The 25191-nt window shown below is 22.9% G+C and carries 29 protein-coding genes and 1 pseudogene; 19 read left to right on the top strand and 11 right to left on the bottom strand.

Annotated features, from left to right (window positions below; all coding sequences use genetic code 4):
• Positions 1–107 precede the first annotated feature (107 nt).
• The 6 genes from SPIRDC1_RS09940 (at position 108) to SPIRDC1_RS03135 (ending at position 4490) form a co-directional block, all read left to right on the top strand.
• A complete protein-coding gene (locus SPIRDC1_RS09940) occupies positions 108–695 on the top strand; it encodes a BspA family leucine-rich repeat surface protein (protein ID WP_199188848.1) in 588 nt (195 codons plus the stop codon).
• 126 nt (positions 696–821) lie between these two features.
• The gene (locus tag SPIRDC1_RS03155; RefSeq protein ID WP_174480502.1) at positions 822–1040 is read left to right on the top strand and encodes a hypothetical protein; all 219 of its coding nucleotides are present in this window, start codon (positions 822–824) and stop codon (positions 1038–1040) included.
• A gap of 472 nt (positions 1041–1512) precedes the next feature.
• Positions 1513–2058, top strand: coding sequence for an ETX/MTX2 family pore-forming toxin (locus SPIRDC1_RS03150; RefSeq protein ID WP_233214973.1), 546 nt, complete (start codon positions 1513–1515; stop codon positions 2056–2058).
• 272 nt (positions 2059–2330) lie between these two features.
• Positions 2331–2477, top strand: coding sequence for a hypothetical protein (locus SPIRDC1_RS03145; RefSeq protein WP_174480500.1), 147 nt, complete (start codon positions 2331–2333; stop codon positions 2475–2477).
• A 1-nt stretch (position 2478) separates the two neighbouring features.
• The gene (locus tag SPIRDC1_RS03140) at positions 2479–3168 is read left to right on the top strand and encodes a hypothetical protein (protein WP_174480499.1); all 690 of its coding nucleotides are present in this window, start codon (positions 2479–2481) and stop codon (positions 3166–3168) included.
• Between the two features lie 83 nt (positions 3169–3251).
• Positions 3252–4490 carry an IS256 family transposase gene (locus SPIRDC1_RS03135; RefSeq protein ID WP_174480498.1) on the top strand — a complete coding sequence of 413 codons (1239 nt, stop codon included), beginning with the start codon at positions 3252–3254 and terminating at the stop codon, positions 4488–4490.
• 177 nt (positions 4491–4667) lie between these two features.
• Here the strand turns inward: SPIRDC1_RS03135 and SPIRDC1_RS03130 are convergent, their stop codons facing one another.
• Positions 4668–4841, bottom strand: a complete 174-nt coding sequence (locus SPIRDC1_RS03130; protein ID WP_174480497.1) for a hypothetical protein — start codon at positions 4839–4841, stop codon at positions 4668–4670.
• Between the two features lie 408 nt (positions 4842–5249).
• On the opposite strand from SPIRDC1_RS03130, the gene SPIRDC1_RS03125 reads away from it, so the two are divergent.
• Complete coding sequence (locus SPIRDC1_RS03125; RefSeq protein ID WP_174480496.1) at positions 5250–6059, top strand: hypothetical protein; 810 nt, start codon at positions 5250–5252, stop codon at positions 6057–6059.
• Here the strand turns inward: SPIRDC1_RS03125 and SPIRDC1_RS03120 are convergent, their stop codons facing one another.
• From SPIRDC1_RS03120 to SPIRDC1_RS03100, 5 genes are read right to left on the bottom strand one after another with little or no spacing between them, the layout of a single operon-like run.
• Positions 6060–6641: an ECF transporter S component family protein gene (locus SPIRDC1_RS03120; protein WP_174480495.1), complete on the bottom strand. Its 582-nt coding sequence runs from the start codon at positions 6639–6641 to the stop codon at positions 6060–6062.
• A 44-nt stretch (positions 6642–6685) separates the two neighbouring features.
• Positions 6686–7633 carry a methionyl-tRNA formyltransferase gene (gene fmt, locus SPIRDC1_RS03115; protein ID WP_174480494.1) on the bottom strand — a complete coding sequence of 316 codons (948 nt, stop codon included), beginning with the start codon at positions 7631–7633 and terminating at the stop codon, positions 6686–6688.
• Entirely contained in the window at positions 7620–9374 is a 1755-nt protein-coding gene (locus SPIRDC1_RS03110) for a DUF2779 domain-containing protein (RefSeq protein ID WP_174480493.1), read from the bottom strand. The genes fmt and SPIRDC1_RS03110 overlap by 14 nt, the downstream gene beginning before the upstream one ends.
• A gap of 36 nt (positions 9375–9410) precedes the next feature.
• Positions 9411–10019, bottom strand: a complete 609-nt coding sequence (locus tag SPIRDC1_RS03105) for a hypothetical protein (RefSeq protein WP_174480492.1) — start codon at positions 10017–10019, stop codon at positions 9411–9413.
• A gap of 22 nt (positions 10020–10041) precedes the next feature.
• Positions 10042–10323 carry a hypothetical protein gene (locus SPIRDC1_RS03100; protein WP_174480491.1) on the bottom strand — a complete coding sequence of 94 codons (282 nt, stop codon included), beginning with the start codon at positions 10321–10323 and terminating at the stop codon, positions 10042–10044.
• A gap of 212 nt (positions 10324–10535) precedes the next feature.
• Between SPIRDC1_RS03100 and rpsT the strand changes: the two genes are divergently transcribed.
• Entirely contained in the window at positions 10536–10796 is a 261-nt protein-coding gene (gene rpsT, locus SPIRDC1_RS03095; protein WP_174480490.1) for a 30S ribosomal protein S20, read from the top strand.
• A gap of 106 nt (positions 10797–10902) precedes the next feature.
• On the opposite strand, the gene ilvA is transcribed toward rpsT, so the two are convergent.
• Entirely contained in the window at positions 10903–12153 is a 1251-nt protein-coding gene (ilvA, locus tag SPIRDC1_RS03090; RefSeq protein ID WP_174480489.1) for a threonine ammonia-lyase, read from the bottom strand.
• A gap of 766 nt (positions 12154–12919) precedes the next feature.
• Between ilvA and SPIRDC1_RS03085 the strand changes: the two genes are divergently transcribed.
• The 7 genes from SPIRDC1_RS03085 to SPIRDC1_RS03055 all read left to right on the top strand — a co-directional run bounded on the left by SPIRDC1_RS03085 (position 12920) and on the right by SPIRDC1_RS03055 (position 15328).
• Complete coding sequence (locus SPIRDC1_RS03085; RefSeq protein ID WP_174480338.1) at positions 12920–13114, top strand: hypothetical protein; 195 nt, start codon at positions 12920–12922, stop codon at positions 13112–13114.
• A 159-nt stretch (positions 13115–13273) separates the two neighbouring features.
• Positions 13274–13441: a hypothetical protein gene (locus tag SPIRDC1_RS03080; protein WP_174480488.1), complete on the top strand. Its 168-nt coding sequence runs from the start codon at positions 13274–13276 to the stop codon at positions 13439–13441.
• A 120-nt stretch (positions 13442–13561) separates the two neighbouring features.
• A complete protein-coding gene (locus tag SPIRDC1_RS03075; protein ID WP_174480487.1) occupies positions 13562–13807 on the top strand; it encodes a hypothetical protein in 246 nt (81 codons plus the stop codon).
• Positions 13791–14219 carry a PD-(D/E)XK nuclease family protein gene (locus tag SPIRDC1_RS09990; RefSeq protein ID WP_174480604.1) on the top strand — a complete coding sequence of 143 codons (429 nt, stop codon included), beginning with the start codon at positions 13791–13793 and terminating at the stop codon, positions 14217–14219. The genes SPIRDC1_RS03075 and SPIRDC1_RS09990 overlap by 17 nt, the downstream gene beginning before the upstream one ends.
• Complete coding sequence (locus SPIRDC1_RS03065; RefSeq protein WP_174480486.1) at positions 14206–14370, top strand: hypothetical protein; 165 nt, start codon at positions 14206–14208, stop codon at positions 14368–14370. The genes SPIRDC1_RS09990 and SPIRDC1_RS03065 overlap by 14 nt, the downstream gene beginning before the upstream one ends.
• Before the next feature lie 132 nt (positions 14371–14502).
• The gene (locus tag SPIRDC1_RS03060) at positions 14503–14694 is read left to right on the top strand and encodes a hypothetical protein (RefSeq protein WP_174480485.1); all 192 of its coding nucleotides are present in this window, start codon (positions 14503–14505) and stop codon (positions 14692–14694) included.
• A gap of 109 nt (positions 14695–14803) precedes the next feature.
• Positions 14804–15328: a recombinase RecT gene (locus tag SPIRDC1_RS03055; RefSeq protein ID WP_174480484.1), complete on the top strand. Its 525-nt coding sequence runs from the start codon at positions 14804–14806 to the stop codon at positions 15326–15328.
• Between the two features lie 196 nt (positions 15329–15524).
• Here the strand turns inward: SPIRDC1_RS03055 and SPIRDC1_RS03050 are convergent, their stop codons facing one another.
• Entirely contained in the window at positions 15525–16574 is a 1050-nt protein-coding gene (locus tag SPIRDC1_RS03050) for an Mbov_0401 family ICE element transposase-like protein (protein WP_255495905.1), read from the bottom strand.
• Between the two features lie 122 nt (positions 16575–16696).
• Here SPIRDC1_RS03050 and SPIRDC1_RS03045 point away from each other — a divergent pair, with 122 nt between their 5' ends.
• Positions 16697–17935, top strand: a complete 1239-nt coding sequence (locus SPIRDC1_RS03045; RefSeq protein WP_174480483.1) for an IS256 family transposase — start codon at positions 16697–16699, stop codon at positions 17933–17935.
• 117 nt (positions 17936–18052) lie between these two features.
• Here SPIRDC1_RS03045 and SPIRDC1_RS03040 read toward each other — a convergent pair whose 3' ends face one another.
• Positions 18053–19048: an IS3 family transposase gene (locus SPIRDC1_RS03040; RefSeq protein WP_174480482.1), complete on the bottom strand. Its 996-nt coding sequence runs from the start codon at positions 19046–19048 to the stop codon at positions 18053–18055.
• 255 nt (positions 19049–19303) lie between these two features.
• Between SPIRDC1_RS03040 and SPIRDC1_RS03035 the strand changes: the two genes are divergently transcribed.
• Both SPIRDC1_RS03035 and SPIRDC1_RS03030 read left to right on the top strand, forming a co-directional pair.
• The gene (locus SPIRDC1_RS03035) at positions 19304–20719 is read left to right on the top strand and encodes a terminase large subunit domain-containing protein (protein WP_174480481.1); all 1416 of its coding nucleotides are present in this window, start codon (positions 19304–19306) and stop codon (positions 20717–20719) included.
• A 148-nt stretch (positions 20720–20867) separates the two neighbouring features.
• Positions 20868–21206 (top strand): HU family DNA-binding protein, encoded by a 339-nt coding sequence (locus tag SPIRDC1_RS03030; RefSeq protein WP_174480480.1) that lies wholly within the window; start codon positions 20868–20870, stop codon positions 21204–21206.
• 46 nt (positions 21207–21252) lie between these two features.
• Here the strand turns inward: SPIRDC1_RS03030 and SPIRDC1_RS03025 are convergent.
• Positions 21253–22389 (bottom strand): annotated as a pseudogene (locus tag SPIRDC1_RS03025) (IS256 family transposase); the annotation flags it as partial.
• Between the two features lie 901 nt (positions 22390–23290).
• On the opposite strand from SPIRDC1_RS03025, the gene SPIRDC1_RS03015 reads away from it, so the two are divergent.
• On the top strand, positions 23291–24286 hold the full coding sequence (locus SPIRDC1_RS03015) for an IS3 family transposase (RefSeq protein WP_174479968.1): 996 nt from the start codon (positions 23291–23293) through the stop codon (positions 24284–24286).
• A gap of 118 nt (positions 24287–24404) precedes the next feature.
• Here SPIRDC1_RS03015 and SPIRDC1_RS03010 read toward each other — a convergent pair whose 3' ends face one another.
• On the bottom strand, positions 24405–24944 hold the full coding sequence (locus tag SPIRDC1_RS03010) for a hypothetical protein (RefSeq protein ID WP_174480478.1): 540 nt from the start codon (positions 24942–24944) through the stop codon (positions 24405–24407).
• Positions 24945–25191: the final 247 nt, after the last annotated feature.

Genomic DNA, 25191 nt, shown 5'->3' with positions numbered 1-25191 from the left:
ATAAATATATTAAACTATCACTTAACAATATATGAAAAGATATATACATAAATAACTATTTTTTAAAATCATGTAAAATTATAATAACAAAAAATAAAGGAGAGAGGGTGTTAATAATATGAAAAAAAATATTAACAACATTAAGTATTTTAGCAATTACAATTATAAATAATGTTAATTTAAATAGTAGTTGGCAACAAAATGTACATATAATTAATAAAACTCAACAAGACACAATTTATATTGACAAAGATGGCAAACAAATAACAACTAGTGAAAAAGACTTATCAAAGATAAATAGTAAAGAAATTGTTCAAATTGGATTTTATAAAAACATCATTAATCAAATTCAAGTAGTTAAAATGCCAAAAACAATTCAAAAAGTACCAGATCAATTACCACCAGAAATAACATCTTTAAAACATATGTTTTGAGATGCTATTGTCTTCAATCAAGATATTTCAAAGTGAGACATTTCAAAAGTAACAGATTTAAGTCTTATCTTTCAAAATGCCATTGCATTTAATCAAAGTCTTGCAGATTGAAATACATCAAATGTAATAAATATGAATTCAATGTTTGCTGATGCTTTAACATTTAATCAAAATATTTCAAATTGAAATACTTCTAATGTAACAAATATGAATAAAATGTTTTTTAATGCAAGATCATTCAATCAAAACCTTTCAAAATAAAATGTAAAAAAAAATAATAGAGCACAGTAATTTTGCTACTGGCTCAAAAATTGATAATCCCAGTAAATTACCAAAATTTAAACAATAAAAAAATTTAATAAGAAAAAGATAAGGTGGTAAATAATTATGAGAAAACTGCTAAGATTTATATTATCTTTAATGGTTGCAACACCAACAAGTATTAGTTTAGTTGCTTGTGGAGGAGCAGTATATCCTGTACATAAAAAAGATTTAAAAGGTTTATCTGATAACTTAGACATTACAACACTTGATAATAATGTAAAAGTTTTTAAAGTTGAATTAATTAATAAATTAAGAAAAAAACATTTTCAAATTTACAACTAAGCGATGTAAAAATTAGTAAAAATAATAATACACCTCTACAAGATGCTGATATTAAAAATAGAAAATTAATTATAAAAATAATTGCATTAAGTAATTCTATAAACTTTACGGGTGAAAAAACGATAAATATAAATATTACAACCACACAAGAGAAAAAAGACTTAAGTTTACTTTACTTATAGCAAATCAAAACCTAGGATTTATTAAAATTTTAGCAAAAAATTTAATTCCAACCAAAGAGGAACTTTTAATTGGTATCAAAAGCATAAATTATGATGCTAGTATTTTAACTATTAATGATTTTAATATTAAAGTTTATATTAATACTAAAAGTGTTATAATTGAAGGAAATGGTGACTACAAAGGTGAAATTACTTTAAGTTATAGACAAGAATTTGATTTTAATATATGAAATTTTCTAGATATTCTTGTAATGGGTCATATGAAAAATAAAGGTTATTGATTGGAAAATATGAAACTTAATATTAAAAATAATACAAACCTTGAACAACAACTTAGTATACAAGAATACGATAAAGAAGTAACAAATACTTATTCTGTTACTAATACATATGATGTTGGTATAAGTGAAAAAATATTAATACCTTTTGAAGAAACAACCTTTAATTTTAACTTTAGTCATAGTACCACAAATACAAATTCTGAATCAGTAACATTAAAATATCCATGTCAAAAAATAAATGTATTACCTCATAAAAAGGTAAATATAGATTATGATATATTTTTAAATAATACTAAATCTGACTATATTCTAACTTTAAAATTAGATAAGAGTTCAACTTTTTCTGGAAATTTATATTATTGAGAAGATAATGTTAATAAAGGTTGACAAACATATAATTTCTATGAACTTCTAACAGAATTAAATAAAAATCAATTTGCTAATAATTGTTTAATGTATGCTAACAATAACGAATTATATTATTCTATTCCATTAACCTTATATGGTAAATCTAATGAATTAGATGTTACAGTCAATCCAGAACAACCAATTTAAAGTTTATAAAAAATATTTAATTCAAAAATAACATTTTTTAAAATAAAACTCCTCAATTGAGCAGTTTTATTTTAAATATTTTTTTATTCACTAAAGATTTTTTTATTCAACTTTAAAATTATTAAAACAACACCAACAAAAGAAAATTATTATGAAAATCATTAATAAGTGCTAAAAATATATAATTTATATCAGAAAATTATTTTTAATTAATTACTAAATTTTTAAAAATAACTAAAATTTTTCTAGATTTAAAAGGAGAAAGAAAAAATATGAAAAATATAAAAACTTTATTTAAATTAATGACAGCAGTTATTTTAACAACAGTTAGTACAAGCTCACTCATTGCATGTCAATCAGATGATAATCTAAAAATGAATATGCAAGTACAAAAAAATTTTAATTTTTTAGATATCTAATTTGATTGTTGAATTATTATTTGAATCTAAAAAATTAGATATCTATCAAAATAATATAACTAAATTAACAAAATGAAACTCTATTCAACTAAACAATATTACTGCCAGCAATTTATTAGAAAATGATAGCGAAACTGCTAAAGCTAAATCTGCTGATGCTGCTAACTTTTTAGTTGATATTTTAAAATTAAAAGTAGTTAATGGTCAAGGAAAATATAGACTTTTTAAACATAGTGATACACAATCCATTAAGATGAAAGTTAAATCTTACTCACCAATAATTAATAAAAAAATAGATCATACAGATTATATAATTACAGGTGGTGGTACAGTAACTATATTTTTTGAAAAAAATAATAAACAATTATCTGAAAATTATTTATTAAATATTTTATCCAACCCAAATGATGGTCTTGTATTACCTAAATTACCAACCACATCTAACATATCATTAAATAACTTTAATGATATTCCAGAATTTAAAATTGGACAACCTAAATCAAAATTATTAGTTGATACAGATTTAACAAACTATCTAAAAAGTCCAATTTATTCTTTAGGAGAAAGAATTGCTGATCTTATGAAACAAGGTGACCACTTTAAAGTTAAAGTAAGTAAGTCCGTAAATGATGGAACTTATTTTGCAAAAGGTGATGTTATTAAAGTAAAATTTTCAATTGGGAATGTTTAGTAATCTGTGTGACTTACAAAAATAACTATGTTTAATTAATTCTAGTAAATATAATTTATATATCTAGAAAGAGTGAGTTACAGATGGCTAAAAAAGATAATGTTAATAACAATGATCCAATATCAAAAGCAGTAGATTTATTATTAGAAAATACTGAGGATTTAACAACAGTTTTTAAAGAGGGAGGCTTATATAAAGAATTAACTAAACGATTGGTAGAAAAAATGTTGAATTCTGAGATGCAAAATTATTTAGGACACGAAAGAAATCAACGCAGTAATAATGACAATGTTCGTAATGGTACAACATCAAAAAAATTAATAACTCAACAAGGTAAAATTGAAATTGATGTACCAAGAGATCGCAATAGTAATTTTGAACCAGTAATAATCACAAAAAGACAGAGAAGATTTGATGGTTTTGATCAACAAGTTCTTTCACTATATGCAAAAGGTATGACTTTATCAGATATTAGAATGCAGTTGCAAGAGTTATATCATGGCGCAGATATTAGCGAAAGCGTAATTAGTCAAATTACTGATGATGTCATTGATGATGTCAAAGCATGGCAAAATCGTCCATTAGATAGTGTTTATCCAATCATTTATTTTGATTGTATCGTAGTTAAAGTACGTCAGGATAAACGTATTATTAACAAATCAGTTTATATAGCTTTAGGAGTTGATTTAGAAGGTAAAAAAGATGTTTTAGGTTTATGAATTAGTGAAAATGAAGGTGCTAAATTCTGATTAAATAATTTTACAGAAATGAAAAATCGAGGCTTAAATGATATTCTTATTGCTTGTAGTGATAATTTAACAGGCATGTCAGAGGCAATACAATCAGTTTATCCTAAAACTGAACATCAATTATGCATAGTTCATCAAATTAGAAATAGCTTAAAATATGTTTCATACAAACATCGAAAGTCTCTAGTTATCGATTTAAAGCCAATTTATACAGCATGTAGTGAAGAACAAGCAATGCAAGCTTTAGAATCATTTGAAAGTAAATGAAATAAACAATATCCACAAATTGCTAAATCTTGATATAAAAATTGAGAAAATTTAATGGTTTTTATTAGTTATCCAGCAGAAATTAAAAGGGTAATTTATACTACAAATGCTATTGAATCTGTTAATAGCCAATTACGAAAAGTTATTAGAAATAAAAAAGTTTTTCCTAATGATATGGCAGTTTTTAAAATTTTTTACTTAGCAATTGAAAATATCACAAAAAAATGAACATTGCCTATTCAAAATTGAAATACAGCAATTGCTCATTTTATGATAAAATTTGAAGACAGAATTAATCTGAACTAGTACTTTGTAAAACAAAGAAACACAGATTACTAAAAAGCCTCTTTCAATTGGTGAAATTCAATTTAATAGTGAATATACGCTAACTATTATTTAAAATAAAAAAATGAATATAATAATTATTCATTTTTTTATTATTAATTAAATATTAAAAAATAATATTTCATTATATTAATTTATCTATATTACTGATGTTAATCTCTTTGTTTGAGATTTACTACCTTCAATAACACTATCATTTTCTGATTCATTTATTTTTTCTACTATATATGTAATAGCAGAAACCGTTCCCACTGCAATAATACCACCAGCAAGTGCAGGAACAATAACAGGCGCACGACCAGCCCCAATCATAATACCACTAATAGCAGCAGCAGAAAGAACAGTAGTTCCAATAACTGTTTCAGATGGTGTTGGATCGATTATATGATTTTTAATTACTTTTTTTAACTTAGATATTTTTTTAAAACTTTTTTTAATTTTTTTTATTCATAAAACCTTTTTCTCCTTATTTTAATTAAAAACCCTTTACCTTAAAACTTAAGTAAATGGGTATAAACTTATATTAAGTTTATAAAATTAAACGATATTGTCTATATTAGATATAAATAATGGATAATAAGTAAAGAATACACTTATTTTACAATTAAATACCATTACAAAACAAATTTAAATAAAAAGATCAATTGATCTTTTTACTTTTAATAATTAAAATAATTTATTATATGTTAATTATTCCTAATTAAATTAGGAAGTGATAAAATGTTAAACTTAAATAAATTAGAAGATTATATATTTGAAGTTTTATTAATTTTTAAAAAATCAAAAAAAATAATTAACAATTTTGATTCTGATTATTTAATTGAAAATATTATTATTAATCAATTTTCCAAATTCTTTAATGAACTAAATTTTCAAAATATAAATACTATGAATCTAAGAAGTTTTATTGAATCAGAAATTGATGGAACGGCACAAAATATAAGAAATTTAAACAAAAATTTAGGGTTAGAATATATAGAAGAAAAGATTCTTGATGAACACCAGAAAAAACTAAACTATAAACTTTCAAATAGAGACTCATTAAAACAATTATTTAATGAATGAATAGAAATTAATAGTTTTTTAAATAATTTAAAATTTGAAAAAATTAATATCAGAAAATTAGAATTTGGAGATAAAAATGAGCAAATTATTAACTATGCCAATAATTTATATTCAATAAATGAAAGATTTCTTAAAAAAATAAATCAAGTAATAATAAATAAAAAAGAAAAAAAGTGAAAATATACTTTAGATTATTTAAAAATATTAATTGCAACCAATATTAATAATTCTAATTTAAATAATCTAAAAAAATATATTGATATAAATAAAAAACTTATTGATGAAATAATAAATTTTGAAGAAAATAACAAAATACCTTTCAGAAATGACCCAGAGCATAATAAATTTATTACAAACTATTCTTATAAAGAATGTCTGTTTTATCTTTTTATTCAATCATTATTTTCTCTCTTCATCACAAAAATAATTAATTTAATACCAAATATTTTATGATCTTTTGAATAACTATTCTAAAACAGTTATTTTTTTATTTTTTAAATAATCAAATTCTTGATCATTTCAAAAACTATAATTTGATCTAATTTTATTTTTACTAAGAGCATAATAAAGTGGAATAGCAACAAAATAAGCAAAGATAGCTTGAATACTATCAGTAATTAATTCATTAACTGTAATAGCATAATCTTGATAAATTACTAAATAAGACAATGGGTAAATAAGTAGTAAAATAGCAGCAAAAAAGAAAGTATAAACAATACTTCATCAAGATTTATTAATTAATAACTTAATAACAAAAAACATTAAAATTCTAATAAAAATTGTAATAGGAATAACCACAATTTTAACACCGCTAATTAAATCAAAAATGCCACCCGCAATTGGTCCTGCAAATAACAGCATTGGTCCTTCAAAAAAAGCACAAAATGGAATAAAAACAGCATCAAATAATTGTAAAGTAGAATTTCCAGCAAATAAACTAGTAATTGCTCAACCAAAAAGAAAAGTTGAACAATAACCAATTGTTACTAATAAACCAGTAATAATACCAGTCATTGCTAAATATTTAATTGATCGAAAACGATACATCTTTTCCTCCTAGATTACCAAAAAATATTGGTTATTTTTTTTTACTATTTAAAGATAAAACCAATTGCAATTGGATTAATTTTAGAACCATAGTAACAAGCTGCTATAATTTCTTTTTTACCTGCTGGTTGAATAACTTTAATTACTATGTTATTAGTTTTAGTGGCAACAATAATACCTAATTTATTTATTGCAACAATTGTTCCTGGCAGAGCATTTGATAATTCATTAGTTACTGCTAGTTGATGAATTTTGTATATATTATCATTCAACATAGTATAAGCAATTGGTGTATTATACAATCCACGAACATGACATGAAATTAATTGTGCTGAAAGATTTCAATTAATTTTTTCATCACTTCTTTTAATATTTAAACCAAAAGTTACTTTATTTTCATCTTGTTCTTGTTCTTCAATTTCATTATTAATGATTTTTAATAAATATTTTTTTAAAATATTTTGTGCTAAAGTTATCAATTTATTAACTAAAGAAGTATATGTATCCTCAATACCAATTGAAACTTGTTCTTGAACATAAATTGCTCCTGCATCCATTTTACTTACCATTTTCATTAATGTAATACCAGTAGTTTGTAATCCATTAATAATTGCTCATTGAATAGGGGCACCACCACGCAATGATGGTAATAATGAAGCATGAATATTTAAACATTTATATTTTGGTAAATTTAAAATTGCTTTTGGTAAAAATTGACCATAAGCACAAGTAAGAATAACATCAATATTTAATAATTGTAAATCTTTTAAACTGTCAATAATATTTTCGGGTTGGAAAACAGGGATTTGATATTCTTGTGCCAATTGTTTAATTGCTAAAGGAACAACTTCTTGTTTACGACCAATTTTACGATCTGGCTGACAAACAACACCAACTATTTCAATTTCATTTTTCATTGTTAATAACAATGTTTTTAAAATATTTTCAGAAAAAAAAGAAGAACCCATAAATAAAATTTTAAATTTTTTCATAATTTTCGCCCTCAATTTTTGCTTTGTACATTTCAATAATATTTTTTACATGTCAGAATAATACTACCATACCTAAAGTATCTTGAGCACAATATTTTAACATATTTTCACGAAAATTATGAATTCAATTAGTTAAACTAATGTTATTTTCAACTCTTCTACGAAAAACTTCTGATGCCATGTCTCCTTTTTTAATAACTAATCCTTCATAAGAAAAGGAAGGCTCAAATGCTGGTAAAGTTTTTTTAATTGAAAGAGAACCATAAAACTGTTCTTTATAAATTTTAAATTCTTTAAAAAAATCTTGTAAATCAATAGTACCATCATGAATTAATGATAATTTATTTTTATATTGAGGGTAATAATAAGCTAATTTTTTAAGAACAGATTTCTCAAATGATTGATTATAAGCAACATACGTACCCTTACCATGAATATTAATTAAATCATGACATAATTTTTTTGTTAACATTTCTCTTGGATCATCATTGCCATCTGCTAAAAATTCATAATGTTTAATTGATTTATAAGTTTTAAAATCAAAATCTGGTGCTAATAATACATGGACAGAATATTGAAAAGGAATTTGTTGATATGGTTTACTATTTTTAAACTTAGGTATTGCAGATTTCATAGTCTCAAAATCATACATATAAATTGGATATTGGTACTTTTTGTATTCAATTTTTAAATCAACAAATTTATTGCCATCAATTAATTTTTCACCATTTTTAATTACATCATATTGTCTTAAATGTAAATTAGACTTTGTTAAAAATGGTAATAATCTTTCATCATTAATTTCTAACAAATCTTCTTCATAATATCACAATGCTTTCTTAGTTTTTCTTAAACGATATAATTCAAAAATAGTATTATGAATAGAAAAATATTTAAAAATATGAGGACAAAATTGATTACTATTTTCATGACAATAAGGTAAAGTTAATAATTTAACTATTTCGTCAATATCACTAATTTTAATAATATTCTTAATATTTTCATATTGTAATTTCAAATTATTATTTAAAATTTCATCTTGAATTGATTCAAAAAGACTAAAATTTTTTTTAGTATTTGGACTTTTTTGCCAAGTTGATCCATTAACAATAAATAATTCATTTAAATCTATTTTTTCTTTCCTAACATAATTATTATTTAAATACATAATATAAGTATTAACTACTTTAATTCCACATTTGGTTAAAATATCATACTGATAAAGTAAATCTCACATATGTTCTTCTTTAACTCAAGTTACTGCTTTTACTTCAATTAAATCCCAACCATCATTATTTCGTTTTAAAATATCACACTTAGTAACACAGCCCTGATATTCAAATCTTGGTTCAAATAAAACATCATACTCTTTATTATTAATAATTTCTATAACATTATTATCCGGTTCAGACTCAAAATTAAAACAAGAATATTTTACTTTAAAATATTCTTGAGCATAGTGCCCAGTTTCAATACCGTCTGCAATTGTTTCACCAAGATAAAATTCAGAATCATCTTCTTCATTATAATTATTTTCAAATGTATCATCGTCTAAATCAGAAATAGTAATTAAATTAGATTTAAATTTACTACTTGTTTTAGTATGCGTTAGTTCAACAAAATTTATTATCTTTTTCTCTTCAATTAAATGCTTAACTAAAGCATAATTTTTTGCATTTAAAAATCATGAAAGTTTTCGACAAATACGGAAATGCTTATAATCATCTTTATAAATTTTCATTACATATCACCCAATTGCCTACTTAAAAATAAAGATTTATTTATCTTTTCATCCAGAAAATTTATCATGAATTGCAATTTTAGGTTTTTCTAAATTTTTAGCACGTTTTTTATTTTCTTTATTTTGTAAACGTTCTTCTTCAATTGCAAGTTTAACGGATTCATTTTCTTTTTTAATTGCTGCTTTTTCTTCTGCTGTCTTTCTTTTTATTTTAATTTTACCACTACGTTTTTTTGAGATTTCAATTTTCTTAAGTGTTTCTTCTAAATCTAATTCACAATTTACTTTTCAAATTGTTTCAAATTCTTTCTTTGATAATTGTTTAGTAAACCCTTCTACCTCAAATGCTTTAGTTGCAAATAAATCATTTTTCTTAGAATCATATAATTTTACAATTACATCAAAAACATCACGATAGCGATATTCTTTACTACTACGTGAAACTACTTGTTCAAATTCTAATGTTTTATGTTGCAATTTTAATTCATCACGCATAAAGGATTTAATAATATTTTTTACTTCTTTTTGACGTTGTTTTTTCTCTTCTTTTTTCTTTTTTTTTGCTGAAATGGTTGTAAAAATAAAAATTATTAAAAGTACTCCTATAAGTGCTAACATTCATCATTGACTAGATAAATTTCCCATTTTTTATTCCTCTTTTTTTGATTTATAAATTTTCCTCGATTACTGCTAATAGTTTAGTTGGACTCATCGGTGAAATTGTTAAAATTAAATTAACATCTTTTTTAATTACAAAGTAAAGATGTGTTTTATTTACTCTAATATATTTAAAACTTTTTGTCTCTTCAATATCATAAGACTCATTAATCAATTTTAAACAATATTCACGTAATTGGATATCATTTAAGTCTTGCAATTTTAATCTTGTTCTAATCCTACCAATACTATGGTAAGAAAATTGATAAGGGTTACGAAAATAGTAACTCATTTATTTACCACACCTACATTTATCATTAAATTTTTTAAACAAATAATTTACATTAAAAGTGTAAAAAAATTAAAATATACTATTAACAAAAAGCTAACACATTAATTATACTGAAAAAATAAAAAATATTATACAACATTTATGATTTTTGTTATAATTATTTTTGTTGTAATTAATCTATAAAACATGTTCAAAACAAAAAAGGAGAAAAAATGGCTAACATTGCATCACAAATTAAAAGAATTAAAACAAACCAAAAAAGAAATGAAATTAATAAAAGTTATAAATCTAAAGTTAAAACTGCTTTAAAAAAAGCTGAAATATCAATAAAAAACAAAGCAGAAAATGCTGCACTACTTGTTAATGAAGTATGTAGTTTAATTGATAAAGCCGTTGTTAAAGGCATTTATCACATTAATAAAGCTGCTCGTCAAAAATCTAAAATTATGACTAAATTAGCAAAAGCAAAATAACTATAATTTATTTTAAAAAGAGACACTTTTAAAAGTGTCTCTTTTTAAAATATAATTGATATTTTTAAACTAAATTTTTGTTTTAATAAAATACCAAATTTAAAAACTATTTAGCTAATAATGTAAAGTTAGAACTTGATGCTCTAATCTCAGCAAAAATTTTATTTTTTTGAAATTCATCTGATGTATCCATAACTATAAAAATACTAAAATTACTAATATCTAATTTATTACGATCAAATGTACTGTGAATTTTATAAATAGAGGCACCATTTTTAGTAATAATATTAATAATTTCGCTAATAGTACTATTATTAATTTTACCATTAACTGAAAAAGGAACTCGTCGATGTGAACTAATTAAGGCGCTATTAATAATTGTTCCTAATGTAGTAATATCAACATTACCACCACTAATTACACAAACAACATTTTTATCTTTACCAATGATTTTATCTAATTTACCAGAAAGAATAGCAGCAACACTAACAGCGCCACTACCTTCAGTTACAATTTTACATTTTTCTAATAAAAATAACATTGCTTGCGCAATTTCTTCTTCGCTAATAGTAACAACTTTATCAACATTTTTCTTTAAAATATTAAATGTTAATTCTCCTGTTTGTTTAACAGCAATTCCATCAGCAATTGAACTTTTACCTTGAATTTTAAATGGTTTTCCTTGTTTTAAAGCTTGATTATAAGAATCAACATTTTGTGCCTCAATCCCAATAAACTTAATATTTGGATTTTTACTTTTTAAATAAATTGAAATACCACTTAAAAGTCCTCCTCCTCCAATTGGAACTAAACAATAATCAATTTCTTTACCCATTGCATTCATTTGCTCATATATTTCTAAACCAATTGTACCTTGACCAGCAATAACAAAATTATCATCATATGGATGAACTAACGTTAACCCTTCTTCTTTTTCAAGTCTTAATGCTTCAGACATTGCATCATCAAACATATTACCACAAAGTTTAACAGTACATTTAGCACCACCAAATTCTTTAGTAGCAGCAATTTTGGCTAGTGGTGCTGTTACAGGCATAACTATCTTGGATACTAAATTTAAACTTGAAGCTGCTAAAGCGACTCCTTGTGCATGATTACCAGCACTAGCAGCAATTAAACCCTTTGCTTGCTGTTCCTTTGATAAATTAAGAATTTTATTTAAAGCTCCTCTAATTTTAAAACTACCTGTTTTTTGTAAATTTTCTAACTTTAAAAATATATTATTACCAGAAAATGAAGAAAGTTTATCTGCTTTTATCAAACTTGTCTTACTAATTTTATCTTTAATTTTTGAATACGTTTCTTCAATTACCTCTTCACTTACTAAATTTTCCACAATGGTTCCTCCTGAATTTCTATCTAATTTCTCAAATATAATTAATTATACAATATAATAACTTTTATTTATAAAACAACAAAAGTAATCATTAATAGTATATGGTTTTATAATTAAATGGGATTTGAATTCATAAATGTTGATTTAAAGTATATGTTAAATTGCTATACTAAATAATCACTATTTTCAAATCTATATTATATATACATGAAAAACAAAAATTAAAAAATATTTTTCCAATATGGGCGCATTAATTTAATAGATAGATTTAGAAATAAAAAAGAACGATATAACTATCGTTCTTTTTTTGTTAAAAGATTAAAACTTAATAAAACTGTCGTAGAAGTCTAATAGTGAGTACGAAATGTAAATACTTCTATATCAGTATAAAAGAGCATTTAATGTTAAGTAAGTTAAAATGTTACACTGTATCGCTTAATGTAATTATAGATTAATTTGAATAGCCTTATTATGGCTCAGTAAAGAAGCCATTAATCTAATTAATAATTACATTTGTATTATTTAAAAAATAGGGGGTTTTATATATAAATACATACCTCATTAACAATATCATAACACAATAAATAAAATAAAGGAGAAAATAATAATATGGAAAAAAAGGAAATAATCGAATTAGCAATAAAATTAAATCCAANTTAATAATTACATTTGTATTATTTAAAAAAATAGGGGGTTTTATATATAAATACATACCTCATTAACAATATCATAACACAATAAATAAAATAAAGGAGAAAATAATAATATGGAAAAAAAGGAAATAATCGAATTAGCAATAAAATTAAATCCAAAATATAAAAATCATAATATTGATTGTGATTATTTTGGTGATGGTTGAAATATATTTTGTAAAAATAGAAATAAAAATAATACTAGCTGTAAAGAAAATGAAATATTTATTGATAATGAATATCTAAAATATTTAAAAGGAGAAAAATAAATATGGCATACGTTTATTTAATAAAATATAAAGNGATTATTTTGGTGATGGTTGAAATATATTTTGTAAAAATAGAAATAAAAATAATACTAGCTGTAAAGAAAATGAAATATTTATTGATAATGAATATCTAAAATATTTAAAAGGAGAAAAATAAATATGGCATACGTTTATTTAATAAAATATAAAGCCTTTTGTACTTTTGTAGAGGCTAGTAATTTTCATAAAAATTATAAACATCGTTTATTAGAAAATGCGTTTATTACACATTATGAAATATTAGTATTGGAAGTTGATATGAATTGTACCAATCCAGAAAAACATTAATGAAAGGAAAAATATTTATGGAATATAGAGAATATAGAATGGTTGGTTCTTGTGATAAATGTAGAAAACAATCTTCTTTTGGTAATAGATTATGTAATAAATGTTTTTGAATATTAAAATATGAGTAAATTAATTTTTAAAAAAGAAACACATCAATATTTTATTGATAATAAAGAATTAATATCAGTTTCTAGAATTATTGATAATTATTTAGAATTTGGTTATAGTCATATATCACCAGAAGTATTAAAAAATGCTTCAGTTCGTGGTAAATGAGTTCATAAACTTAATGAATTATATTTACAAAATATTAATCAAGAAAATATTATTAATAATTTATTAAAAAAAAATAAAATCATTAACTAATAATATAAATTATTCTTATTGTAAAAAATCACTTATTTTTTTAAAAGAAAAATTTAAAGATAAAAATAATTATGAATTTATTATTGAAAAACCTATTACTGATACTTTAGTTGCAGGAACACCAGATTTAGTTTATTTAGATAAAAAAGAAAATAAATATTATTTAGTAGATTATAAAACTTATGCTTGTATTGATGATGATAAATTAAAAAGAATTAAATTACAATTAACTGCTTATTATTGTATGTTACTTGAGAATGGTATAACTCCATCTTATAAAACTTATGTTTATTTAACTAATAAAAATAGTCAACAAGAAATAAAAATAGAAATAACACATGAATTAATAATTGAATGAATGAATGCAAAAACAAAATATTTTAAAGGAGAAAATAAAAATGAAAACAAATAAATTTAATGAAGAAGTAGAACAAAGTAAAGAAAAAAATAATGAAGTGAAAATTGAACAAACTAAAAATAATCTTAATTACTTAATTGAATTATTAGATGTAACACATGATGATGTAATTGAATTTGAACTTAGAAAAGAAATATTACATTAATTAAGTGTAATTAAAAGAATAAATAATGAATAAATGCAAATATTGTAATAAAAGAATTTGACTAAGTAAATATTGATGTATGAAATGTTTAGAAAAAATAGTTGATGAAATAACTAATAAGGAGAATAAATAATGATTAATGAAAAATCAATTAAAGAAAAAACTATTTATTCTTGTAATTCAATTGAATTTGATAAATTACCTAAAAAATTAGATAGTAATCTAAATAATTGAATTGTTATTAATAGTCATTTAATAGTTAATCCTAGTAAAAATATTGAAGTACATTTGGATAATAGATTTAAAACAATTAAAAAATGATAGGAGTAACTTATGGATAAATCAATTTTAATTTTATTAAAACACTTAGGAAAAATTAATAAAAAATTAGATGAAATTTTAGAATTATTAAATAAAAAAGGAGAAGAAAATAATGAGTAATAATAATAAAAATGAATTAAAAATTCCTAATTTTATTAAAAGTAATAAAGAAGAATTATTAAAATTTAGAAATTATTATGAAATGATTAGAAATTCTAGTAAAGATTTAAGAAATATGAATCAACAAAGTTTATTTAATGCTTTATTTAATTTATATAAATTAAATCTTTCAATTAATCCTATTAAAAAAGAATTAGCATTAATTCCTTATGGTGATGAATTACAAGTTCAAATTCAAGAAGATGGTTGATTAACATTATTACAAAGAACTGGGTTAGTTGTTGATTTTCAAAGAGAAAAAATAACATCAGCACATAAATTTAATCAAGAAAATAATAAATGAGAAATTAATCCAGCATTAATTTTTGAAAGAAAAACTATTAATACAATTGGTTATTATTGTTATATTTCTCTTTTAGATAAAAATGGTAAAGTTAATAATTTTTATAAAGGTATGACAGTTGAAGAATGTCAAGAATGAAGAAAAAAATTGGGAGCGTACCGATGTTGTCAATAATATTCAAATTTGTCTTAAAATTATAAAGTTAGACGAGAATAATTTTGACTTTAATATGCAATTGTATGTTAATCTTAACACTTGAAAAATATTAGTCAACAATAATACTTACTTTTATAACACAAAAATTCTTATTAAAGTTTACTTTAATAAGTTTTATTTTATTTTTAGTTATTTTTTAAATTTAAGTTTTAATTTATAATAACTGGATGGCAGTATTTATTTGATAGCATTTAAAATTAACCATTTTTGTATACATATCAATGTTATAGGTTCTATCACCAATCATATGCTTTAAAATTTGTTTAATATTAGTTTCTGTAAAGCAACCAATATTTTCAACTAATGCTTGGTTTAATACACCATCTTTTGCATTAATAAAATAACCAACTTTTAATTTTTTATATTGCAAAGTTAATGATTGTAAAAAATCAATTAATTCATAATATTGACCTTTTTCAAATAAATTTATTGCATTTTGATAGTGTAATTTAGCAATTTTATTTTTTCTTCTTCCAGCCATTATACCAAGAAATAAAACATGAAAAGCATGAAATTTATCTAAAATAAATTTAGCATTTAAAATTTTAGCAGTTTTTCTAATTCATTTTGCACTATCTCCACAAACTATTAAATTTGCTTGGTCAAAATTTTCAAAAAATAAATTACCATATTTTTCAATTAATTTTGCAGTTTTTTCAGAACCAATTTCTGTTTTTGATACTCTTATTTGACAGGCTGCTCTTTTATTAATTAATTTTCCATTTTTCTTTTTACCAGTACAAAATACTAATAATCTCATAGAACATTTTTTACAATTTTTAGTATTGTGTTTTTCATTAAACTTAAATTTTCGATGTCCATCATCAATATTTATATATAATATTTGATTTGGTTGTAATACAATTTTAGGAATATTAGCTTTTGGTAATTCAAATTTTTTATATCTTCTACAAACTGTACTATTACTTATTAAATCTTCAATAAAAGTATCACAAACATCACGGTATTTTTTACCATCTGCAAAATATTTTAAAATTTGTTTAATAACATCTGGTGTTAATTTACTATACTTTTTAACACCAAGATAGTTATCTAGCAATGAAACAAATTCCCTTTTTTGTGTTTTTGGGTTATAATATGTACAAATACGTCGTTTATAATTTAATAAACCTTTTTTTGTTTTTAATTTTCTTTTTCTAAATCTATATGATTTATATACAGATTTATCACATGTACTTCATAAATAATCATCTATTTTTTTAAATAATTCGGGAATGTTTAGTAATCTGTGTGACTTACAAAAATAACTATGTTTAATTAATTCTAGTAAATATAATTTATATATCTAGAAAGAGTGAGTTACAGATGGCTAAAAAAGATAATCTTAATAACAATGATCCAATATCAAAAGCAGTAGATTTATTATTAGAAAATACTGAGGATTTAACAACAGTTTTTAAAGAGGGAGGCTTATATAAAGAATTAACTAAACGATTGCTAGAAAAAATGTTGAATTCTGAGATGCAAAATTATTTAGGACACGAAAGAAATCAACGCAGTAATAATGACAGTGTTCGTAATGGTACAACATCAAAAAAATTAATAACTCAACAAGGTAAAATTGAAATTGATGTACCAAGACATCGCAATAGTAATTTTGAACCAGTAATAATCACAAAAAGACAAAGAAGATTTGATGGTTTTGATCAACAAGTTCTTTCACTATATGCAAAAGGTATGACTTTATCAGATATTAGAATGCAGTTGCAAGAGTTATATCATGGCGCAGATATTAGCGAAAGCGTAATTAGTCAAATTACTGATGATGTCATTGATGATGTCAAAGCATGGCAAAATCGTCCATTAGATAGTGTTTATCCAATCATTTATTTTGATTGTATCGTAGTTAAAGTACGTCAGGATAAACGTATTATTAACAAATCAGTTTATATAGCTTTAGGAGTTGATTTAGAAGGTAAAAAAGATGTTTTAGGTTTATGAATTAGTGAAAATGAAGGTGCTAAATTCTGATTAAATAATTTTACAGAAATGAAAAATCGAGGCTTAAATGATATTCTTATTGCTTGTAGTGATAATTTAACAGGCATGTCAGAGGCAATACAATCAGTTTATCCTAAAACTGAACATCAATTATGCATAGTTCATCAAATTAGAAATAGCTTAAAATATGTTTCATACAAACATCGAAAGTCTCTAGTTATCGATTTAAAGCCAATTTATACAGCATGTAGTGAAGAACAAGCAATGCAAGCTTTAGAATCATTTGAAAGTAAATGAAATAAACAATATCCACAAATTGCTAAATCTTGATATAAAAATTGAGAAAATTTAATGGTTTTTATTAGTTATCCAGCAGAAATTAAAAGGGTAATTTATACTACAAATGCTATTGAATCTGTTAATAGCCAATTACGAAAAGTTATTAGAAATAAAAAAGTTTTTCCTAATGATATGGCAGTTTTTAAAATTTTTTACTTAGCAATTGAAAATATCACAAAAAAATGAACATTGCCTATTCAAAATTGAAATACAGCAATTGCTCATTTTATGATAAAATTTGAAGACAGAATTAATCTGAACTAGTACTTTGTAAAACAAAGAAACACAAATTACTAAAAAGCCTCAATAATTCTTCTGTTTGTTGTAAATTTAATTCAGGTGGTTAGCCCTAAATACTGGACCACTTTTGGATAGACAGTTTTAAATTTTTATTTGTGAAATTGGTGGTTTTAGAAATTTAGAATGTATTCTTTCGTAATTATAAAACATAATATATTGGTTTACATCATTTATATCTTCATTGAGAGAAAAATATTGATTTGAACCTTTAGGTAGTCATTCTTGAGATAAATGAGAAAATCAGTTTTCAGATATTACATTGCCACCAATATCATAAGGTTGTTTTTTGCTTAAAATTATTTGCTTATCAGCAGCTCAATTTGTGATGTCTTGACAATAAAATTCGTTGGCGTTATCTGAGTGTAAAATAACGTTTTTTACTTGGTTTCAAGAGAATTGTTGATTTATTTTTTCAAGTGCAGGAAGAATTAAATCTTGATAGGATTTGTTTGAACATGTATTATAGCTTACAATATTATTTGAATAAAAATCAATAATTACAAAAAGATATAATCAACCTTCTTTAGTATTTATTTGTTTAGTGTCCATTGATCAAATTTGATTTGAAGAGGTTGTACTTTTATAATCTTTGTTTACTTTATCCATTGTAGGTATTCACTTATTTGGATTTTTTTTGTTTTTAGGATAGTTATTTTTAGTTTGTTTTAATCCTTGAAGATTGTGATCTTTCATAATTTTTCGCATTTGTTTTGTTGATAATTCTAGATTTAAAATAATATGTTTGTATTGTTTTAATCATTCTTTAAATGCTGAAAAAATTCGTAAATAGCCATAAATTTGTCCTTTTCTTGTAAAATGAAATTCAAGTAAAAGTTGGCATAATTCTTGATATTTATGTGTACAATTACTAATTTGATTTTTTTCTTTTTTAATAGGGTTTTGTTTGTTTTTTACAAAATAATATGTTGATCGGTTTAGTTGAAGATGTTGGAAAAGATATCTAATTGAATATTGGTTTTTGCTATCATCAATAATTTGAATTTTTTGTTTGATATTTAACTTGTTAATTACTAATGCTATTTGTTTAATTTTATCCATTATTAAAAATCCTTTCATGTCAAAATTAGTGTTAATTGTATAACACAATTGTTTTTCGAATACATTCAAGTTTTTTTTAAATTAATGGTCTAGTAAAAAGGGCTAAGTAGCACTAATTGTTTTTATCGTTTTGTTCCAACTGCACGTGGAACAAGAAAAACTTGAAATTGCTTAGCATTTGATTTATTTATATGTTGTAATTTTAGCGATAGTAGTGTTCAAGAAGTAAGAAGATATGAAAATACTCATAGTGAAACTACAATTGGTGCTTTAATGAATGTTTGTCAAGTTTTATTAGATACATATAATATTAATTTATTACCTAATAATCCACATGGCATTAAATGAAAAATTACTAAGAATGGGGGATGTATTATATTTCCAAGTAATCAACAAATTGAGTTTATTGGTTATGCTAATGGTAATAAAATTTTTGGAAAAGAAGCAGGTGGTTCAAGTTTTTTAGGTTCAAGAACAGATGAAATTATTATGGCAGAAGAAAAAGAAACATTAACTGAAAAGCAATTAACATATCGATATGAACGTTTACAAAACTCTATGTTTAGAAGTAATCGTATTAAAGTATCAAATGAACCTATTAAAGAGTGAACTTGAACATTTATTAATAAAAATATATATAGTTCTACTTTTGGACAAAAGATTACTCGTTATTTTTATAAAAGTTTTTTCATTACTTTTACATGTAATCCATACGATAAATACCATCCATTTTATTTAAAGTATTGCACGCCATTTTTACCATTAAATGATAAAATTATGGAAAATCTTAAAAAAGTTGGTAAAGTTTATTATGAAAATAAAGAAATGTTTAGTGGTTTAGGTTTATTTGTTCTAAGATTTACTATTCAACCATTTTGAAATAAATTACCAGACATTCAAAAAAGAATATTATTAGAAATGAAAAAAAGTAATCCCGATGAATTTAATACTGTTTTTTATGGTTTTGAATTTTTAGATAGTGATGCAACAATTTTTCCATTTCAAAAAACTGTAAAATATTGACAATTATACGATTTAAAACAATTTTATAATCAAGAAAAAGATATGTATAAGTTTGATTTTTATTCAGTTGGTGTTGATTGAGCAACTGGACATAAAGACCATACTGTATTTATGGTAGTTGGTTTTAAAGAATATAATAATACTGGTTATTACGATGCTTATATTATTTGTGAATTAGTAGTTACTCCAAATGATTTTATAAATGAAAATGAAAAAATTAATGCTTATGTAAATGAAATTTTAGGATTAATGGATAATTTTGAAAATTTTGAACAAACAATTTATTTTTATGATGATAAAGCAAGAACAGCAATGGATTGATTAAATCAAAAATTAATTGATGAACATAATATTATTTTAATAATACAAACTGCTATTAAACATGCTTCAAATTTAAATCAAGAAGCAGGATTAACTAATAGAGTAGTTTGAATGAGAAATATTATGAGTTATGGAAACTTTTATGCAAATAAAGATGATTTACCAAAAACTACTCAATGTTTAGAAGAATTACGTTATGATGAAACAAAAACTAACATTCCAGACAAAAATATGTACCAAGACCCATATGATGCTTTGTTTTATGCACTATATCCATATAAAAATATAATTAGGGGTAAAAATAATGCTACTGTTAAAAAAAGCATCTTCACATTTGCTATATAATAAACAATTTCAATATAATTAATAGTATAATAGGTATCATAAAATAAATGCCTTTAATTTAGGCGTTATTTTGCGTTTAAAAGAATATTTGTAAAAATAATGAAAAATAGTATAATTTAGAAGTAAAATTAAGGAAAAAGGAGTGTTTATGGAGAAAAAAGAGTTAATGAGATTAGTATCTGAAAAAACTAATTTTTATTTAGAACATGTAGAATTAGTTTTTGATGCTATCTTTCAAGAAATTAAATATCAAAATAAACAAGAAAAATCAGTAAATATAAAAGAAATTGCAAATTTTAAAATTGTTAAGGTTCAACCAAAAAATAGAAGAAATAAAAAAAATAATAAAATAATAAAAGTAAAACCTTATAATATTATTAGGTTTGAACCAACAAAAACTTATTTAAAAGAAATCAAAAAATATTGAAACGAAAAAGAAATGGAAGTGTCAAAATATGAAAACATGAATAAAAACAAATTTAAGTAAAATAGGAGGCTTTTTAGTAATCTGTGTTTCTTTGTTTTACAAAGTACTAGTTCAGATTAATTCTGTCTTCAAATTTTATCATAAAATGAGCAATTGCTGTATTTCAATTTTGAATAGGCAATGTTCATTTTTTTGTGATATTTTCAATTGCTAAGTAAAAAATTTTAAAAACTGCCATATCATTAGGAAAAACTTTTTTATTTCTAATAACTTTTCGTAATTGGCTATTAACAGATTCAATAGCATTTGTAGTATAAATTACCCTTTTAATTTCTGCTGGATAACTAATAAAAACCATTAAATTTTCTCAATTTTTATATCAAGATTTAGCAATTTGTGGATATTGTTTATTTCATTTACTTTCAAATGATTCTAAAGCTTGCATTGCTTGTTCTTCACTACATGCTGTATAAATTGGCTTTAAATCGATAACTAGAGACTTTCGATGTTTGTATGAAACATATTTTAAGCTATTTCTAATTTGATGAACTATGCATAATTGATGTTCAGTTTTAGGATAAACTGATTGTATTGCCTCTGACATGCCTGTTAAATTATCACTACAAGCAATAAGAATATCATTTAAGCCTCGATTTTTCATTTCTGTAAAATTATTTAATCAGAATTTAGCACCTTCATTTTCACTAATTCATAAACCTAAAACATCTTTTTTACCTTCTAAATCAACTCCTAAAGCTATATAAACTGATTTGTTAATAATACGTTTATCCTGACGTACTTTAACTACGATACAATCAAAATAAATGATTGGATAAACACTATCTAATGGACGATTTTGCCATGCTTTGACATCATCAATGACATCATCAGTAATTTGACTAATTACGCTTTCGCTAATATCTGCGCCATGATATAACTCTTGCAACTGCATTCTAATATCTGATAAAGTCATACCTTTTGCATATAGTGAAAGAACTTGTTGATCAAAACCATCAAATCTTCTTTGTCTTTTTGTGATTATTACTGGTTCAAAATTACTATTGCGATCTCTTGGTACATCAATTTCAATTTTACCTTGTTGAGTTATTAATTTTTTTGATGTTGTACCATTACGAACATTGTCATTATTACTGCGTTGATTTCTTTCGTGTCCTAAATAATTTTGCATCTCAGAATTCAACATTTTTTCTACCAATCGTTTAGTTAATTCTTTATATAAGCCTCGCTACTTAGCCCTTTTTACTAGACCATTAATTTAAAAAAAACTTGAATGTATTCGAAAAACAATTGTGTTATACAATTAACACTAATTTTGACATGAAAGGATTTTTAATAATGGATAAAATTAAACAAATAGCATTAGTAATTAACAAGTTAAATATCAAACAAAAAATTCAAATTATTGATGATAGCAAAAACCAATATTCAATTAGATATCTTTGCCAACATCTTCAACTAAACCGATCAACATATTATTTTGTAAAAAACAAACAAAACCCTATTAAAAAAGAAAAAAATCAAATTAGTAATTGTACACATAAATATCAAGAATTATGCCAACTTTTACTTGAATTTCATTTTACAAGAAAAGGACAAATTTATGGCTATTTACGAATTTTTTCAGCATTTAAAGAATGATTAAAACAATACAAACATATTATTTTAAATCTAGAATTATCAACAAAACAAATGCGAAAAATTATGAAAGATCACAATCTTCAAGGATTAAAACAAACTAAAAATAACTATCCTAAAAACAAAAAAAATCCAAATAAGTGAATACCTACAATGGATAAAGTAAACAAAGATTATAAAAGTACAACCTCTTCAAATCAAATTTGATCAATGGACACTAAACAAATAAATACTAAAGAAGGTTGATTATATCTTTTTGTAATTATTGATTTTTATTCAAATAATATTGTAAGCTATAATACATGTTCAAACAAATCCTATCAAGATTTAATCCTTCCTGCACTTGAAAAAATAAATCAACAATTCTCTTGAAACCAAGTAAANACTTGCTACTTGCTACTTAGCCCTTTTTACTAGACCATTAATTTAAAAAAAACTTGAATGTATTCGAAAAACAATTGTGTTATACAATTAACACTAATTTTGACATGAAAGGATTTTTAATAATGGATAAAATTAAACAAATAGCATTAGTAATTAACAAGTTAAATATCAAACAAAAAATTCAAATTATTGATGATAGCAAAAACCAATATTCAATTAGATATCTTTGCCAACATCTTCAACTAAACCGATCAACATATTATTTTGTAAAAAACAAACAAAACCCTATTAAAAAAGAAAAAAATCAAATTAGTAATTGTACACATAAATATCAAGAATTATGCCAACTTTTACTTGAATTTCATTTTACAAGAAAAGGACAAATTTATGGCTATTTACGAATTTTTTCAGCATTTAAAGAATGATTAAAACAATACAAACATATTATTTTAAATCTAGAATTATCAACAAAACAAATGCGAAAAATTATGAAAGATCACAATCTTCAAGGATTAAAACAAACTAAAAATAACTATCCTAAAAACAAAAAAAATCCAAATAAGTGAATACCTACAATGGATAAAGTAAACAAAGATTATAAAAGTACAACCTCTTCAAATCAAATTTGATCAATGGACACTAAACAAATAAATACTAAAGAAGGTTGATTATATCTTTTTGTAATTATTGATTTTTATTCAAATAATATTGTAAGCTATAATACATGTTCAAACAAATCCTATCAAGATTTAATCCTTCCTGCACTTGAAAAAATAAATCAACAATTCTCTTGAAACCAAGTAAAAAACGTTATTTTACACTCAGATAACGCCAACGAATTTTATTGTCAAGACATCACAAATTGAGCTGCTGATAAGCAAATAATTTTAAGCAAAAAACAACCTTATGATATTGGTGGCAATGTAATATCTGAAAACTGATTTTCTCATTTATCTCAAGAATGACTACCTAAAGGTTCAAATCAATATTTTTCTCTCAATGAAGCTATAAATGATGTAAACCAATATATTATGTTTTATAATTACGAAAGAATACATTCTAAATTTCTAAAACCACCAATTTCACAAATAAAAATTTAAAACTGTCTATCCAAAAGTGGTCCAGTATTTAGGGCTAACCACCTTATCTTTTTTAGCCATCTGTAACTGACTCTTTCTAGATATATAAATTATATTTACTAGAATTAATTAAACATAGTTATTTTTGTAAGTCACACAGATTACTAAACATTCCCAAAATTCCTTTATTTTCTTTATCACAATTATTTTTATTATTTTTAAGGTTTTCAATTTTCTTTTGGTATTCATTAATAGTATTTTCATTTTCCACTAATATTTGTAATAATTGTTTGATTTCTTGTTGTATTGTTTCATCAAACTCTTGTTTTGATTTATCATTATTATTTTTTTGATTAAGTTTTTCTATCATTACATAATTATTTTTTATTGAATCTTTTATATCATTTAATTGTTTTAATAGATCTTGACAATTGATTAAATGAACTCTATTTTTTTCTTCTTCAATTAATTTATTTATTTGATCTTTAATATTTTGTATTTGTTTTTCAAATGCTTCTTTTTCTTCAATATGATCTTCAATATTTTCTATTGTGTCTGAATTAGTTTTTATTTCTTCAATTTCTTCTTCTTCAGTTTCTTCTTCTTTTTCTTCCTCTTTAGTTTCTTCAAATTCATTTATTGTATTATCTATTTCATTATTATTTAGTTTACTTGACATAAAATTTGTCTCCTTTTTATTTATTAATTTGATTTATTTTTGGACTTCTTTTATAGTAATATGTTAATAAAACACAAATTTAGAGTAGAAATTAAATTATTTTTTTGTTTTTTGAAATAATAAATAAATTGAGTTGTTTAAAATTTCATTTTAAAAAAATGAATAGTAATTTAATAGTTATTGTTTTTACAAAGATTAATTTTAATAAATTAATAAAATTTTTAATGCTAGATTTAATTGTAAAATT

It is taken from the genome of Spiroplasma endosymbiont of Danaus chrysippus, from assembly GCF_902809815.1.
Taxonomy (GTDB): Bacteria; Bacillota_I; Bacilli_A; order Mycoplasmatales; family VBWQ01; genus Spiroplasma_E.
The sequence above is the reverse complement of the archived record's forward strand: the minus strand, read 5'-3'. Positions and strand labels throughout refer to the sequence as shown.